At 52.3% G+C, this 15,090-nt stretch carries 13 protein-coding genes; 3 read left to right on the forward strand and 10 right to left on the reverse strand.

The genetic code is table 11. The features are described 5' to 3' along the window. Positions 1-9: 9 nt before the first annotated feature. From ACTS9Y_RS02945 to ACTS9Y_RS02955, 3 genes are all read right to left on the reverse strand, one after another. A complete protein-coding gene (locus ACTS9Y_RS02945) occupies positions 10-2,070 on the reverse strand; it encodes a TonB-dependent receptor family protein (protein ID WP_442584520.1) in 2,061 nt (686 codons plus the stop codon). An 80-nt stretch (positions 2,071-2,150) separates the two neighbouring features. Next, entirely contained in the window at positions 2,151-2,399 is a 249-nt protein-coding gene (locus ACTS9Y_RS02950; protein ID WP_442584521.1) for a helix-turn-helix domain-containing protein, read from the reverse strand. Positions 2,400-2,464: 65 nt separating this feature from the next. Then, the gene (locus ACTS9Y_RS02955) at positions 2,465-2,899 is read right to left on the reverse strand and encodes a DUF2946 domain-containing protein (RefSeq protein WP_442584522.1); all 435 of its coding nucleotides are present in this window, start codon (positions 2,897-2,899) and stop codon (positions 2,465-2,467) included. 62 nt (positions 2,900-2,961) lie between these two features. Here ACTS9Y_RS02955 and ACTS9Y_RS02960 point away from each other — a divergent pair, with 62 nt between their 5' ends. After that, positions 2,962-3,855 carry a DUF808 domain-containing protein gene (locus ACTS9Y_RS02960; protein WP_442584523.1) on the forward strand — a complete coding sequence of 298 codons (894 nt, stop codon included), beginning with the start codon at positions 2,962-2,964 and terminating at the stop codon, positions 3,853-3,855. A 45-nt stretch (positions 3,856-3,900) separates the two neighbouring features. Then, on the forward strand, positions 3,901-6,204 hold the full coding sequence (locus ACTS9Y_RS02965) for a putative bifunctional diguanylate cyclase/phosphodiesterase (RefSeq protein WP_442584524.1): 2,304 nt from the start codon (positions 3,901-3,903) through the stop codon (positions 6,202-6,204). Here the strand turns inward: ACTS9Y_RS02965 and ACTS9Y_RS02970 are convergent. The 5 genes from ACTS9Y_RS02970 to murJ all read right to left on the reverse strand — a co-directional run bounded on the left by ACTS9Y_RS02970 (position 6,201) and on the right by murJ (position 12,398). Next, positions 6,201-6,515, reverse strand: coding sequence for a DUF1905 domain-containing protein (locus tag ACTS9Y_RS02970; RefSeq protein ID WP_442584525.1), 315 nt, complete (start codon positions 6,513-6,515; stop codon positions 6,201-6,203). The genes ACTS9Y_RS02965 and ACTS9Y_RS02970 overlap by 4 nt on opposite strands. A gap of 26 nt (positions 6,516-6,541) precedes the next feature. Continuing rightward, positions 6,542-7,030, reverse strand: a complete 489-nt coding sequence (gene lspA, locus ACTS9Y_RS02975; protein ID WP_442584526.1) for a signal peptidase II — start codon at positions 7,028-7,030, stop codon at positions 6,542-6,544. After that, the gene (ileS, locus tag ACTS9Y_RS02980) at positions 7,023-9,884 is read right to left on the reverse strand and encodes an isoleucine--tRNA ligase (protein WP_442584527.1); all 2,862 of its coding nucleotides are present in this window, start codon (positions 9,882-9,884) and stop codon (positions 7,023-7,025) included. The genes lspA and ileS overlap by 8 nt, the downstream gene beginning before the upstream one ends. 67 nt (positions 9,885-9,951) lie before the next feature. Continuing rightward, a complete protein-coding gene (locus tag ACTS9Y_RS02985) occupies positions 9,952-10,854 on the reverse strand; it encodes a bifunctional riboflavin kinase/FAD synthetase (RefSeq protein ID WP_442584528.1) in 903 nt (300 codons plus the stop codon). After that, entirely contained in the window at positions 10,854-12,398 is a 1,545-nt protein-coding gene (gene murJ, locus ACTS9Y_RS02990; RefSeq protein ID WP_442584529.1) for a murein biosynthesis integral membrane protein MurJ, read from the reverse strand. Before murJ ends, ACTS9Y_RS02985 begins: the two co-directional genes overlap by 1 nt. Positions 12,399-12,653: 255 nt before the next feature. On the opposite strand from murJ, the gene rpsT reads away from it, so the two are divergent. Further along, positions 12,654-13,055, forward strand: a complete 402-nt coding sequence (gene rpsT, locus ACTS9Y_RS02995; protein WP_082487973.1) for a 30S ribosomal protein S20 — start codon at positions 12,654-12,656, stop codon at positions 13,053-13,055. A 246-nt stretch (positions 13,056-13,301) separates the two neighbouring features. Here the strand turns inward: rpsT and ACTS9Y_RS03000 are convergent, their stop codons facing one another. Together ACTS9Y_RS03000 and purE are read right to left on the reverse strand one after the other, a co-directional pair. After that, complete coding sequence (locus ACTS9Y_RS03000; RefSeq protein ID WP_442584530.1) at positions 13,302-14,495, reverse strand: 5-(carboxyamino)imidazole ribonucleotide synthase; 1,194 nt, start codon at positions 14,493-14,495, stop codon at positions 13,302-13,304. 99 nt (positions 14,496-14,594) lie between these two features. Further along, positions 14,595-15,089: a 5-(carboxyamino)imidazole ribonucleotide mutase gene (gene purE / locus ACTS9Y_RS03005; protein WP_442584531.1), complete on the reverse strand. Its 495-nt coding sequence runs from the start codon at positions 15,087-15,089 to the stop codon at positions 14,595-14,597. Position 15,090 lies beyond the last annotated feature (1 nt).

Genomic DNA, 15,090 nt, shown 5'->3' on the forward strand with positions numbered 1-15,090 from the left:
GCCAGGCTGTTAATAGTTCCAGGTCACACCAAGATAAGCGGTGCGGCCATCCCCAGGCAGAAACAATGCGCCGTCTGCGCCATTCTGGTTTCTGGCGACACCGGTAGTCGCTGCATATTTCTGGTTAGCCAGATTGCGGCCTTCCACAAACCACGACCAGTGCTGGTTGACTTTCTGCCCCGCTTTTACACCCCACAGGAAATAACTGTCGGCATACACGGTTTCTGCAAAATCAACGTTATAGCGCTGCGGTGACCACTCTATCGTCGGGCCGATATAAAAGTTTTCCAGTACATCACTGCCACGGTAGACCAGCTCGGCACGTAGCAATGAGCGCTGCATGCCAGGTAAGCGGTTGCTGCCGTAAGTCGCGTCATTATCCAGTTTGAAATCGTTGATCAACAGGCTGGAACGCCATTGCAGGCTGTACGGCAATCTGGCTGTCAGGCCAAATTCCGCACCACGGTGAATGGTTTTACCCGCATTAATGGTTTGCGTGGCCACTGGTGAGCCGGCAGCAGCCACTGCCAGCAGTTCGTCTTGTAAACGCGCATGGTAAAGCGCTACATCCCAATCGATGAACTCACTGTTGCCACGTGAACCTATCTCAAAAGTCGTGCCTTTCTGTGCATTCAAACTGGTCACAACCAGACTATTCAATTCACCAAAACTTGGCGGCTCAAAACTGCGCGAGGCATTGGCAAACAATTGCACTTGCGGTTGCAATTGGTACAGCACACCCAGTTTAGGGCTGGTCTGGCTGTACGTTTTATCCACGCTCTGGTTACCGCTGGCGGTGATCAGCTGGTCCTGCGAGTCGCGTTTGGATCTGGCATATTGCACACCGGCAATCACTGTCCATTGCTCATCCAGACTCAGGCGGTCTTCCAGGTAGGCTTCAAAGTTGGTGGCTTTCTGGTCAAAATTATTCAGTAACGCACCTCGTCTGGCATTCACGTTGACGAAATTTTTGGCATCCGTGCGCCCTTTTGTTGGCGCCAGGCCAGCGACAAATTCATTCTTCAAGCCGAATAATTCACCCAGATGTGCCCAGCGCGCAGTCAGGCCGATATCATCAGATTCCTGGTCTATCACGCCCGTGGTATCGCCAAAGTTGCCAATCGGGTGATACAAACTCTTGCGTGAATAAAACGCACCCAACTCCAGTTTGCTGTGGTCAAACTGAATCGTGGTTTTATTGGCCAGCCTGGTCAGGTTGATGTCGCGCTGGTTGATGCCCTGCCCGGGGATCACCGTTGCCTGCCTGGGGTTGTCTTTTAATTGCGCTTTGGTCAGGCTGCTGGAAAGCTGTGAGTCATTGTTCACATAGCCAAAGTAAAAGCGGGTCTCCACCTGGTCATTGATTTTGATACCCACATTACCGGTCAGGCGATCTGCACTTTGCTGTGCGTTATCCCTGAAGCTATCCGTGTGATATTTGCTCGCAGTGACAAAATAATCGACATCGTCTTTCACACCGCCGGTACTGATGCCCAGCCGGTAATAGCCATAACTACCGCCTTCAGAGCGGATCTCCAACGCCGGGGCGGTATAACCGGTGCGCGAGATAAAGTTGATGCTACCGCCCAGGTTGGTAGAGCCATATTGCAAGGCATTCGCCCCGCGATAGACTTCAATATAATCGGTGGCCATCGGGTCTATGGCCGGAAAATCAAAGCCGCCATCAGCCAGATTGACCGCGATGCCATCCTGCATCAGTTTCAGGCCGCGACCATGAAACGTCCGCTGCAAGCCGGAGCCACGAATAGACAGGCGCGTCTCTTCTGCGCCAAATCGTGACTGCGCCAGCACGCCGGTGGCCATGCCCAAAGTATCCTGGATATTGCTGGTACGGCCTTCCCTGACTGTTGCCATATCAACAACGGTGGTCCCGCCAGCGGTTTTAGACAGGTTTTCCTTGGCCACTTCAATGCCAGGTTGTGTCAATGAAGCCTTAGGTTTTTCTGCAGTGACTTGCACCTCATCCAGATGCACGGTGCCTTCGTGTTCTGCGTGTGCAAGCAATGGCAAAGCTGCCAAAATGGCTAAGCTTATATTTGTTTTTTTCATTTATTCATTCCCTAAAAATTCAAGAGGAGAGGATGCCTGGGCGCTTGCCCATCAGGGCAAGCGGTAGGCAACATCCAGGCTCAGGCAGCAAACATCTGCCGGGGCGTGTCGTCCGGCTGCCAGCAAATCAACGCGCCAATATCACACTGGAAATAAGCGCAAAGCTTATCCAGGTGTTCGGTGCAAGCGTTGTAAGCGGGATTTTTGACGATGCGGTGCAAGGTCATGCGGCTGATGCCAGTAGATTCGGCGATTTCTTTGAGAGTGACGTGGCGTTTCCACTCCACCTGTTTGGCAAATATCATTGCCTGAAGATTGATAATAATCACGAGATGACTCCATCCATGCCTGCAACGCAGGCATTACTCAGAATCCAGCCATCATCTGGCTGGTACTAGATTGAGTGGAGGGTCAGGGGTGGTGCGCGCGAGGGATGCGCAGTCGGGTAAACACTTGAAACGACGGGTGGCTGATAATCGCTGAGTGCGATCTCGGCCTGGGCTTGCTGGAACAGGATATAAGCAGGGCTGTACGGTGGTAATGTCACGTGATCGAGTGCCATATGACAGAAAGGGCAATGATCGAGATGGTGGCTGATAGAAACCGGTTTTTGCGAAGGCTTGTAATCAATCAAAGTCGACAGCTGTTTGCCCTGGGTGGTCATCACCTGCACCAGCAACTTGCTGCCTTGCGTAGAACAGATCTGCCCGATAAAACTATTGCCTTGCTGCATGGGGAAAGCCAGGCTCAGGCTAGGCACAAGGCTGGCCAGCAGCATGGCCATAATGGCCAACCGTGCTATCCAACGCTGAGTCCCTGAGTTCTGCATCCGTCCATTCTAGCGGGAATCACGTAGAATAAGCAATCTTTGTCATTGCTCAGGAATGTTTCATGGCCGCTTCCAGCCTGCTTGCTTTATTAGACGATATCACCACCATGCTGGATGACGTTTCTGTCATGAGCCAGCTGGCAGCCAAAAAAACAGCCGGCGTATTAGGCGACGACCTGGCATTGAACGCACAGCAAGTCACCGGTATTGCGGCAAAACGGGAGCTGCCGGTGGTGTGGGCGGTGGCGCGCGGTTCTTTCCTGAATAAACTGATCCTGGTGCCAACCGCCCTGATCATCAGTGCTTTTATACCGTGGCTGATCGTACCCTTGCTGATGCTTGGCGGCGCATTTTTATGCTACGAAGGCTTTGAAAAAGTCTGGCACACATTGCATGCCAAACCAGATACCGCCGCTAAAAAAGCCGTGCCTGAAGCCATACAGGACCCGCAGACTGACCTGGTCGCGCTGGAAAAGGAAAAAGTGAAAGGCGCTGTGCGTACCGATTTTATTTTATCGGCCGAGATTATCGTCATATCACTGGGAGTGGTGGCTGAAGCCGCATTGACCCAGCGTATTCTGGTGCTTTCCGTGATCGCCGTGCTGATGACCGTGGGTGTGTATGGCCTGGTCGCGTTTATCGTCAAAATGGATGACATCGGTTTATGGCTGATGCAGCGCCAGGGCCAGGGTTTGCTGCCACAGCTTAACCGCAAAATCGGCTGGAGTATGGTCTGGGTCGTGCCTTACCTGATGCGTTTGCTCAGCATACTTGGTACTGCCGCCATGTTCCTGGTCGGAGGCGGCATTATTGCACACGGCATCCCGGCGCTGCATACGCTGGCTGAACTGGCATTACCATGGTCTTTGCTGGTCAATGCAGCAATTGGCATAGTCACTGGCGCACTGTGTTTTGTGTTGGTCAATAGTGTGAAGTTATTTATCAGGAAAGACTAGTTTTTTTCTAACCCCTTGTTAGAATTAGAAAAAACGGGGGGCTTCATGACACTTTCAAGTAAAGTTATTGTTGTTGCGTTATCGGTTTTAGTCATCTGTACTGCCGCCACTTTCTACACGGCACCGCTAACCACCCTGTGGCTGAACAATATGCACTGGCTCACGACCAACACGGCTTGCCTGGTGCTGGCCGTGCTGGGGTATCTCGGTGCCAGTCCTGCACATCGTCCGTTCAAGCGCTGGTTTGTCATCGCCACCCTAGCCTATTTCACGGGGGGCATCTTATGGGTATTCGAGGTGTTTACCCGCCATGCCGACTTCCCCGAACAGTCTGACATCTTTTATCCAATGATGGGGCCATGCCTGATCATTGGTTTCATTATTGCGTTACGTAGCCAACTGTCACACTCCAAAAGCTGGGCATTTATCATTGATGCACTGTCATTCAGCATGGCTATCCTGGGGTATATCCTCATCTCCTATCTACCGAAATCAGCCGATGTGACCCCTGTGCAACTGGCAGTGCTCACCGCTTACCCGGTCAGCATGCTGAGCGCGGCACTGGTCTCTCTACTATTGATCCCCTATTTAAGACCGACATGGATGATGCCCTGGCTGTTGCTAAGTGCCGGGCTGACGCTGGAAGGCTTATGCTGGATGCAATGGAACCTGAACGCCCTCAACCATCTCCCGCAAACCAGCCTTTTGATTAATGCCGGCTTTTCTGTGGCTGACCTGCTCATAGGCGGGGGGCTTTATGGCTGGCAGGTGCGTATTGCGACACAAGGCGCTTACCTCCAGCAGTGCCGCAGACTACGCAACTGGATCCCCATGATCGCGTTTGTATTCGGCCTCAGCTCGCTGTTAATGGTCTGGTGGCAAAGCGGCCCACATCCTTACGCTTACCATGTGGCGATCGCCTCAGTCGTTGCCATCCTGGTGTTTTCCGCCATCCGGCAAAGCATTTTGTTGGGTGAAAGCGAGAAACTGTTACGCGCAGAAAAGCGGCTGGCAGAAAAAGACAAAGAATACTTGCAGCTCTCACGTACTGACCCGCTCACAGGTCTGCATAACCGCATTGCCATGCTGAATATGCTGGAGCATGCCGTGATCAATGCGGCCAGTGACAGTGGCATGGTGACCTTGCTTATCCTGGATCTAAGGCATTTCCAAAGTATTAACGACAGTTTTGACCACAAAACCGGCGATGCTTTTTTGCGTGAGATTTCCCAGCGTCTGCAATATATCAACCATGAATGCGGCGAGCTGGGGCGTGTGCATGGCGATAAATTCGCCTTGATCATCCCCCATCACAAAACCGATAGCCAGTTAATGCAACTGGCGAATAATCTTTGCAGCATTGTGCATAAACCCGTATTGATCAATGATCACGAGCTGATACTGGATGCTTGCATAGGCATCAGCATATATCCGCGTGATGCCGATAATGCCGAACAACTCACGCGCAATGCCAATACGGCACTGACACATGCCAAGCGCTCTGGTCAGCATTCCTTTTTCTTCTACCGCAAAGAACAGACGCGGCAGGCCCAAAACCGTTTCACGCTGGATATCCAGCTACGCAAGGCCATCAAAAAGCAGGAATTCTTTTTATTATTCCAGCCCATATTCAGCCTGGAACAAGATGATCCGCCACGCATCGCTTCGGTAGAAGCTTTGATCCGCTGGAAAACCGCCAAGGGTGAAACCATTTGCCCGGCGGATTTTATTCCCTATGCTGAACAGTCTGGGCTGATTGTGCCTATCGGTGAGTGGGTGATTACCGAAGCTTTCCGGCATTTATCGATACTGGTGCAGTCAAACAAAACGCCCATCGGCCTATCTATCAACATTTCTCCGCGCCAGTTCCGCGACCACCACTTACCCTTGCACATTGCAGAGCAATTGAAAAGAAATGCTTTGTCTCCGGCATTGGTGACGCTGGAAATCACCGAAAGTGCCGTGTTTGATCATGAAGAGCAAGCACTTGAAATCCTGCAACAATTGAAAGCCACTGGCGTGCGTATCTCACTGGACGATTTTGGCGTCGGTAATTCTTCGCTGTTTAAACTGAAACATTTGCCGCTCGATGAACTCAAGATAGACCGTGCATTTATGCTGGATGTGCCGGAGAGCAGTGCCGATAGCGAGATCGTCAGCACCATTGTAAAAACCGCCAGGATTCTGGGTATTTCGGTGGTTGTGGAAGGCATAGAAACCCAAGCACAGCTGGATTTTTTGCGTACTACCGAGTGCGATTGTATACAGGGATTTTTGCTAGGCAGGCCGATGCCTGTAGAAAATATTCAGGCGCTGCTTAAGCAAGCACAAGCTGCATCCTCCGCTTAATAGCGAACCTTGAGTTCTACGCTGACCTGGTCGCCGACAACGACAGCGGCTTTTTTACGCACGTCTGCCTTTAGGAACAAGGCATAACGCCCATCACCAAACGCCGGAAAAATCGAAGTCTGCCAATGCTGATCATTTAACACGGCATCTACTTTCACTGCGCCCCACCCCCGTCGTTTGGTTTGATGGTATTGATTGAGCGTATGAATTTCTTCACAGATGGCCATGGGCAAACTCACATAATGCCAGGTGCTTTTGCTGCCCTGCCAGATTTTGATCGTCTCCGAAAACGTGTATTCCAGCCCTTCCATACGCACTCCTTTTCACCTGGCGGTGATCAGGTCGGATTTTTAAAACTATCCAGTACCAGCACGCCCACTCCTACACAAATCGCACTGTCGGCCACATTGAATGCGGGCCACGCCCATTGCTGGTAGTAAAACAGCAGGAAATCGACCACATAGCCCAATGTCAGTCTATCGTATAAATTACCCAGCGCGCCACCCAACACCAGGGCGATGCCAAAACAGAACAGTGTTTTGTGTGGCTGCTTGACCAGCAAATACAACATCACTACCGATGCCAAGGTAGATACTGCGGTAAAAAATCCGTGCTGCCAGCCACCGGCATTGGCGAGAAAACTGAAAGCCGCGCCGGTGTTGTGATAGCGCACCAGGTCAAAGAACCCCGTGACCGGCACATGCTCGCCATACACAAAAGCCTGTTGAACCAGATGTTTGGTATACAAATCGAGCACGATCACCACTGCGCTCAACACCAGCCACGGCAGCGCCGAACGCACATTCAGGGTATTGAATTTAGGCATAGGTGCGCACTTCACCGCTACCAAACAGGTTGCTCACGCAGCGGCCGCAAATAGTCGGGTGTGCCGCATCACTGCCCACATCGGCACGGTAATGCCAGCAACGGTCGCATTTTTGGTAAGCACTTGGTTTCACCAGGATTTTCTGCGCCGCCGCATCCGCCACTTTAAAAGTCGTCGCGGCAGAAGTAATGGTGACAAAGCGCAAGTCATCTTGCAGACTGCTCAGCGCCTCAAATACTTCACCCGCTACATGAAACTCCAGTTCTGCTTGCAGCGATGAGCCAACCTTGCCTTCACCGCGCAGCAGTTCGATTTCCTTGGCGGCCTGGCCGCGCCAATCGATCAGGGCCTGCCAGTGCTGCAATTGCGTGTCGCTCAAACCATGCGCAGGCAAAGCGTACCAGTCTTCTTCAAATACGGTTGCTTGTGCATCCAGGCCTAAGGTCTGCCAAATCTCATCTGCGGTAAAGCTCAAAATCGGCGCCATCAAACGCATTAAAGTATGTGTGATATGGTACAACGCACTTTGCGCCGCACGGCGCGCATGCGAGGTCTCACCGCTGGTATACAGGCGGTCTTTGAGGATATCCAGGTAGAAACCGCCTAGGTCTTCAGAACAGAAACCGACAAATTTCTGCACAGCCAGGTGGAATTCGTATTGGTCGTAATCGGCCAGAATCCCTGCCTGCAATTCATGTGTCAGATGCAAGGCGTAACGGTCGATTTCCAGCCATTGCTCTACTGGCAGTAGATCTTTGTTCGCATCGAAATCCGCCAGGTTAGAAAGCAAAAAGCGCAAAGTATTGCGGATACGGCGGTAGCCATCGGCGACCCGTTTCAGGATCTCATCACTGATGGTCAGCTCACCGGAATAATCCGTTGAAGCGACCCATAAGCGCAGGATATCGGCGCCGTAGGTATCCATCACCTTTTGCGGCGCGACCACGTTGCCTTTGGATTTACTCATTTTGTGGCCAGCACCATCCACCACAAAACCGTGGGTCAGCAAGGCGTTGTATGGCGCATGGCCGTCAATCGCGCAGCCGGTCAGCAGGCTGGACTGGAACCAGCCTCTGTGCTGGTCAGAACCTTCCAGGTATAAATCCGCCACCGGCTTGCCTGCCGCAGCACGCAGTTTGGCTTCTGCCGCCAGTGAGGGATGTTGCGCGGAACGGATCACCGCGTAATGCGTGGCGCCGGAGTCAAACCAGACATCTAGGGTATCAGTGACTTTCTTGTATTGCGCGGCATTGGCAGGCGCGTGCTGATTCAGGAAAGCATCGCCATCCAGGCTGAACCAGGCTTCTACGCCTTGTTGCTCGACCTGTTTGCAGACGATCTCCAGCAGATTCAAGGTCTCAGGATGCGGAGCGCCGGTTTCCTTATGCACAAAAAACGGCATAGGCACGCCCCAGTTACGCTGACGCGACACACACCAGTCGGGGCGATTCTTGATCATCGCTTCCAGGCGAGCACGGCCCCAGCTGGGGTAAAACGCGGTAGCATCCACCGCCGTATTGGCTTGCGCACGCAAAGCCTTGCCATCAGTGCCGACCGCGTTCATGCCAATGAACCATTGATGTGTCGCCAGTTGCATCAACGGCGTTTTATGGCGCCAGCAATGCGGAAAACTGTGATTCAAACGCGCAGAAGCAAACAGCACACCGTTTTCCTGCAACTTGGCCAGGATGATTTTGTTGGCATCCTGACGGCTGAGGTCACGGATCTCAGCCAGTTCTACCAGTTCACTGTTAAAGAACTTGCCATCGCCACCAATGAGTACGCGCGGCTTTTCGTTCGGGAAATTAGCACGCATGACCAGCCAGTCATCGTTACCGTGTGCAGCCGCGGTATGCACCAGGCCGGTACCGGCTTCGGTGGTGACGTGGTCGCCAGTGATGACAGGCACCTGCCGGTTATCGAACGGGTGTTGTAATTGCAATCCACGCAAGGCGTCACCTTTTGCGCTGGCAAGCACAGAGGTATTTTCTTCGGCATAGCGCACCAGCGTTTTTTCAGCCAGCTCGCGCGCAAGGATGAGCAAGCCCTTGCTGGTTTGAATCAGGTCATACTCCAGCTCGGCATTCACGCTCACAGCCTGGTTGGCAGGTAGCGTCCATGGCGTCGTGGTCCAGATGATGGCAAAAACATCGCCTTCAACTTTATCCAAACCAAACGCTTTAGCCAAAGCCGCGTTATCCACCACTTTAAACCCGACATCAATCGCTGGCGAGTTTACATCTTCGTATTCCACTTCCGCTTCCGCCAGGGCTGAACCGCAGTCCACACACCAGTGCACCGGCTTGCTACCCTGATACAGGTAACCATTTTTATAGATATCGCCCAACGCACGCATGATGTCCGCTTCGGTATCAAAGGCCATGGTCAGGTAAGGATGATCCCAGTCGCCAAAGACGCCCAGACGGATAAAATCTTTTTTCTGTTTCTCTACCTGCTCGGCCGCATAGGCGCGGCACAGCTCGCGGAACTTGGCCGGAGCTATATTCTTGCCATGTGCTTTTTCAACCACCAGCTCGATCGGCAGGCCGTGACAATCCCAGCCCGGCACATAGGGGGCGTCAAAACCACTCATGGTTTTGGATTTGACGATGATATCTTTGAGGATCTTATTGACCGCATGACCAATATGAATGTCGCCGTTGGCATACGGCGGGCCATCATGCAGGATGAATTTCTTCGCCCCCTGGCGCTTGCTACGGATACGCTCATACACCTTGCGTTGCTGCCAGCTGCTGAGCCAGGCAGGTTCGCGCTTGGCGAGGTCGCCACGCATGGGGAAGCTGGTCTCAGGTAAATTCAGCGGGTATTTGGAATCTTTGCTTTGGTCAGTCATTTAAAAATCTCAATATTGTATGCCCTGCACCTAGTTCAGGCAGGGCACCATGTCACAGCTACTTATGTTATTCAGGGGTGCCAGACAGGAAGTAATATTTCGCCTGCTCTACATCTGCGGCGATTTGCGCCTTGAGCGCATCCAGCCCGTTAAACTTCATTTCATCCCGTAACTTGTGCAGAAACTGCACATGAACATGCTGGCCATATAAATCACCAGAAAAATCAAACACATGCACTTCGAGTTTCAGTTTTGGGATGCCTTCCAGGGTAGGCCGTACGCCCAAATTGGCCACTGCCGGTAAACCGTTCAATTTTACCGCATAAACCCCGGTCAGTGCAGGCCGCTCGTGACGCATATGTACATTGGCGGTGGGGAAACCCAGTTGCCGCCCCAGCTTGGCGCCATGTACCACTGTGCCGCTGATGCTGTAAGAGCGCCCGAGCAAGGTATGCGCTTTTGCAAACTCGCCTGCTGCCAGCGCATCACGCACCAGCGTGCTGGAAACACGCTCACCGTTTAGCTGCACTTCTGGCAGGGGGATCACGTTAAAACCATGTTCGATCAGGGTTTGCACACTGCCTGCGCGTTTGGCCCCAAAACAGAAATCTTCACCGACCATGACCACATTGGCGTTTAACTGCTGGCGCAATACCTGCATAAAAGTGGCCGGGCTTTGCGCGGCAAAAGCATGGCTAAATCGTTGCACATAGACACGTTGCACACCAGACTCGGCAAAATACTCCAGCTTCTCGCGCATGGAAGCCAGCCGTGCAGGCGCGTTTTGCGGCACAAAAAATTCGCGCGGGTGTGGCTCAAACGTCATCACTGCAGGCACGATACGGTAGGTTTGTGCATAGGCTATCAACTGGCGCAACAAGGCCTGATGGCCCAGGTGCATGCCATCAAAGTTACCAATCGCGATCGCTGCCGGTGCAGAAGATAGCGGGATATGGCGGAAGATTTGCATTATTTAGCCACTCGTTTCATAAAGTCGCGGGGACGGAAACCCAGCAATCCCAGCATGGAGAAATAAACCAGCATGCCCATGACTACGATGCCAGCCAGGTGCAACAGGCGCGGCAAGGCTGGCATGGCCAGCCAGTCGCCCGACCAGTTTGCCACCAGTTGCAGCGCGATGGCCATCACAGTAACAGCCACTAACAATTTGGCGAGGAACAAAAACCAGCCCTTATTCGGCACGAACGAGCCGCTACGCTGTAGCGTCACCCATAATAAACTGGCATTCAAACAGGCGCCCAGCCCCACCGCCAAGGCCAATCCGGCATGGCGCAGAGGCGTAAAATAAAGGAATAACACATTGAGCACTTGTGTGATGACCAGGGTAAAGATAGCGATCTTGACCGGCGTTTTGACATTCTGCCGTGCGTAAAAGCCGGGTGCCAGGACTTTTACCATGATCAGACCCAGTAAACTCAGACTATAAGCGATCAACGCGCGCTCGGTTTGTGCCACATCAATCGCGGTAAATTTACCGTAATAGAACAGGCTGGCGACCAGCGGCTTGGAAAGTACCGCCATGGCGACAGCAGCCGGGATCGCCAGCATAAAGGTCAGGCGCAAGCCCCAGTCCAGCAATTGTGAAAACTCGGCGGACGATTTATCCACATGCGCCTTGGATAAGCTCGGCAATAAAATCGTGCCTAAAGCCACACCCAGTACACCGGTGGGGAACTCCATCAAACGGTCCGCATAATAGAGCCACGACACGCTGCCAGTCGGCATAAATGAGGCGAATATGTTATTCAGCACGATTGAAATCTGTGCCACAGACACGCCGAAAATCGCTGGCCCCATCAACTTGAGTATACGGCGCACCCCTTCATCCTGCGTGTTTAACGCGTAACGCGGCAACATGCCGATTTTTTGCAGATATGGCAGTTGATACAGCAACTGGATGATGCCACCGACAAACACCGCCCACGCCAGCACATATACTGAATTATTAAAGTATGGCGCGACAAACAAAGCCGCTGTGATAAAGCTCAGGTTCAGCCACACCGGGGTAAAGGCTGGCACCTGGAACTTGCTGTGCGCGTTGAGCACACCCCCGGCCATAGACACCAGCGAAATAAACAATATATAAGGAAAGGTGATGCGCAACAAATCGATGGTCAGCGCAAACTTGGCCGGATCACTGACAAAGCCTGGTGACGTCAGCCGCACGATCAGTGGTGCCGCCAGCATGCCGACAATGGTGATACCAACCAGAAACAAACCCAGCAAGCTGGAGACATGGTTGATCAACGCTTTGGTGGCTTCTGGTGTGCGCTGCTTGCGGTACTCGGAAAGGATAGGCACGAACGCCTGGCTGAACGCGCCCTCGCCCGAGATGCGTCGCAACAAATTAGGGATTTTGAACGCGACAAAGAAAGCATCGGTCGCCATACCTGCGCCAAAAATACGGGCAATCAGCGTATCCCGCAAAAACCCCAGCAGGCGCGAGATAAACGTCATGCCACCCACGGTGGCCAAAGCTTTAAGCAAGTTCATATGGGGTGTTCAGGCTTCCGGCAGTCTGGTAAAAAACAGTCCGTGCGAATGGCAATTGCTTTATCATTCGACCCGCATGTTTTAAAACGTCCAGAACAATTGTTTTTAGAGTCGGGCGATTTTACCACGCGACTATTTATAAGCAGCATTAGAATCCGCAGAAATATGATTTTCGCCTTGCAAAAACGAAGCAAAAACAGTATTATGCACGGTTTCGTATTACACCCCTTTTGAAAAGTTACAGGATAAACGAATATGGCAAATACCGCACAAGCACGCAAACGCGCGCGCCAATCCGTAAAAGTGAACGCGCACAACGCTGCGTTACGTTCAACTTTGCGCACTGCGATTAAAAAAGTAATCAAGGCAATTCAAACTGGTGACAAAGCTGCTGCAGTCGCGTCATACCAGGAAAACGTGAGCGTGATCGACCGTATCGCTGACAAAAAAATCATTCACAAAAACAAAGCTGCCCGTCACAAGAGCCGTTTGACAGCTGCGATCAAAGCATTGTCAGGTGACGCACCTGCAACTTTGACTTCTGTGAAAAAAGCAGTTGCTCCTAAAGCAGCTCCGAAAAAAGCTGCTGCTAAAGCCGAAGCCGCGCCAGCCAAAAAAGCTGCTGCCAAGCCTCGCGCGAAAAAAGCTGCTGAATAATTTCAGTAGGGGTGCTTACTAAAAAAGCCGGACAGATGTCCGGCTTTTTTTATGGCCTGACATCTCCTGATTAAACCGTTAGCGTATTAAATAAGTGACGTGATTAAACAGTAACATTCAGCACACTCCTTGTGTCGTGTATCGACGGTAACAAAGAAGTATTCTTCCGGAGTAACGCGCCCTGCAATTCAGGAATCGGTTCAAAAAAATGCCCGGATACCCGGGCATTTTCATATGCTGAAAAAGTTATTCGCCTATATGCAATTCGCTGCGTGCCACTTTGGCGGTATTCAATACCGCTTGCGCATCGTCACCAATCACGGTGAAGTGGCCCATCTTGCGGCCTTTGCGCGGCTCTTGTTTGCCATAAAAATGCATTTTGAGGTTGGCATGCGCAAACGCCTTATCCCAGGCGGGGTCTTGCTGCTGGCCACTATACAGCCAGCTGTCACCCAGAATATTCACCATCACGGCATTGCTATGTAACCCTGGATTACCCAAAGCCTGGCCGGTGATCACGCGCACCTGCTGTTCAAACTGGTTGGTGATGCAGGCATCCACTGTGTAGTGGCCGGAATTATGCGGGCGTGGCGCAATTTCGTTAATCAGTAACTGGTTGCCCACCACAAAAAACTCTACGCCCAGTACACCGACATAGTTGAGTTGATTGGCCAGCTTTTTAGCCAGTTCCTGCGCATTGGCTTTAATCACTTCAGAGCAACGGGCCGGCGCGATGCTGACATCGAGGATGCCATTTAAATGGCTGTTTTCAGCAGTCGGGAAGGCCGCAATATTGCCATGTGCGTCGCGCGCCAATACCACAGACACTTCCAGGTCCAGTGACAGCATTTTCTCCAGCACACAGACTTCCTGCTTGAAACCCTGGAAGGCCGCTTTGGCTTCGGCCTGGTTTGCTACGCGCGCCTGACCTTTACCATCGTAGCCAAAACGTGCCACTTTCAGCACGGCAGGATACATGTCGCCATCTGCTGGCAAATCGCTTTCGCTATTGACCGCGACAAACGGGCCTATGGGCAAACCGGCTTCCTTGAAAAATGTTTTTTCCTTGATCCTGTGCTGGGCAATGGCCACGGCTGCGGCGCTAGGATGAACCACGGTTGACTGTGCCAGTGTCGCCAGTGTTTCGGCAGGCACGTTTTCAAATTCAGTTGAGATGGCCTGGCAGGTCTGCGCCATGGTTTGCAAAGCAGCGGCATCGTCATAGGCAGCACATAGATGCACATCGGCGATCTTGGCGGCCGGGCTACTTTTGTCCGGGTCCAGCACGGTGACCTTGTAACCCATTTCATGGGCTGCAATCACAAAAAAACGGCCTAGCTGGCCACCACCCAGCATGCCTAGCATGGCTGGTGGCTGGATCACGCCTGCCCCATGTTGATTATGTAAACCTTGATTCTGAATACTTGCTTGCGAACTCATCAACCATCCCCATCACGCCCTGACAGAATTACTTTATACCGCTATTCTTATTGTGATCAAACTCTGCGCCGGGTACGTGTTTTATTGAATATATATAAATTAAGGCTGCTCAGGCAACGTCATGGCATGCACTTTCTCGGCTTGCTTCTGGCGGAAATCTGCCAGCTTCTGAGCGAGGGCAGCATCCTGATTGGCTAATACCGAGACAGCAAACAAACCAGCATTCGCAGCGCCTGCATCACCAATGGCAAAGGTAGCGACCGGAATGCCTTTTGGCATTTGCACGATAGAAAGGAGTGAATCCTGGCCTTGCAAATGCTTGGATGGCACAGGCACACCCAGCACCGGCAAGGTGGTTTTTGCTGCAACCATGCCTGGCAAATGCGCGGCGCCACCGGCACCAGCGATAATGACCTGGAAACCGTTAGCAGAAGCAGATTCCGCAAACTCGAACATCAGGTCTGGCGTACGATGCGCAGAGACCACACGCGCTTCATAAGCCACGCCAAAATCGGCCAGCATCTGCGCGGCGTTTCTCATCACCGGCCAATCGCTGTCAGAACCCATAATGATGGCTACCAGAGGTTTACTCATA

Origin of the sequence: Methylophilus sp., from assembly GCF_052173275.1 — a bacterium.
Taxonomy (GTDB): domain Bacteria; phylum Pseudomonadota; class Gammaproteobacteria; order Burkholderiales; family Methylophilaceae; genus Methylophilus.

What these genes read in the sequence shown, in the direction of transcription:
- ACTS9Y_RS02945 (WP_442584520.1), bottom strand. Translation starts at nt 2,070, where the DNA reads ATGAAAAAAACAAATATAAGCTTAGCCATTTTGGCAGCTTTGCCATTG.
- ACTS9Y_RS02955 (WP_442584522.1), bottom strand. Translation starts at nt 2,899, where the DNA reads ATGCAGAACTCAGGGACTCAGCGTTGGATAGCACGGTTGGCCATTATG.
- ACTS9Y_RS02960 (WP_442584523.1), top strand. Translation starts at nt 2,962, where the DNA reads ATGGCCGCTTCCAGCCTGCTTGCTTTATTAGACGATATCACCACCATG.
- ACTS9Y_RS02965 (WP_442584524.1), top strand. Translation starts at nt 3,901, where the DNA reads ATGACACTTTCAAGTAAAGTTATTGTTGTTGCGTTATCGGTTTTAGTC.
- ACTS9Y_RS02970 (WP_442584525.1), bottom strand. Translation starts at nt 6,515, where the DNA reads ATGGAAGGGCTGGAATACACGTTTTCGGAGACGATCAAAATCTGGCAG.
- lspA (WP_442584526.1), bottom strand. Translation starts at nt 7,030, where the DNA reads ATGCCTAAATTCAATACCCTGAATGTGCGTTCGGCGCTGCCGTGGCTG.
- ileS (WP_442584527.1), bottom strand. Translation starts at nt 9,884, where the DNA reads ATGACTGACCAAAGCAAAGATTCCAAATACCCGCTGAATTTACCTGAG.
- ACTS9Y_RS02985 (WP_442584528.1), bottom strand. Translation starts at nt 10,854, where the DNA reads ATGCAAATCTTCCGCCATATCCCGCTATCTTCTGCACCGGCAGCGATC.
- murJ (WP_442584529.1), bottom strand. Translation starts at nt 12,398, where the DNA reads ATGAACTTGCTTAAAGCTTTGGCCACCGTGGGTGGCATGACGTTTATC.
- rpsT (WP_082487973.1), top strand. Translation starts at nt 12,654, where the DNA reads ATGGCAAATACCGCACAAGCACGCAAACGCGCGCGCCAATCCGTAAAA.
- ACTS9Y_RS03000 (WP_442584530.1), bottom strand. Translation starts at nt 14,495, where the DNA reads ATGAGTTCGCAAGCAAGTATTCAGAATCAAGGTTTACATAATCAACAT.
- purE (WP_442584531.1), bottom strand. Translation starts at nt 15,089, where the DNA reads ATGAGTAAACCTCTGGTAGCCATCATTATGGGTTCTGACAGCGATTGG.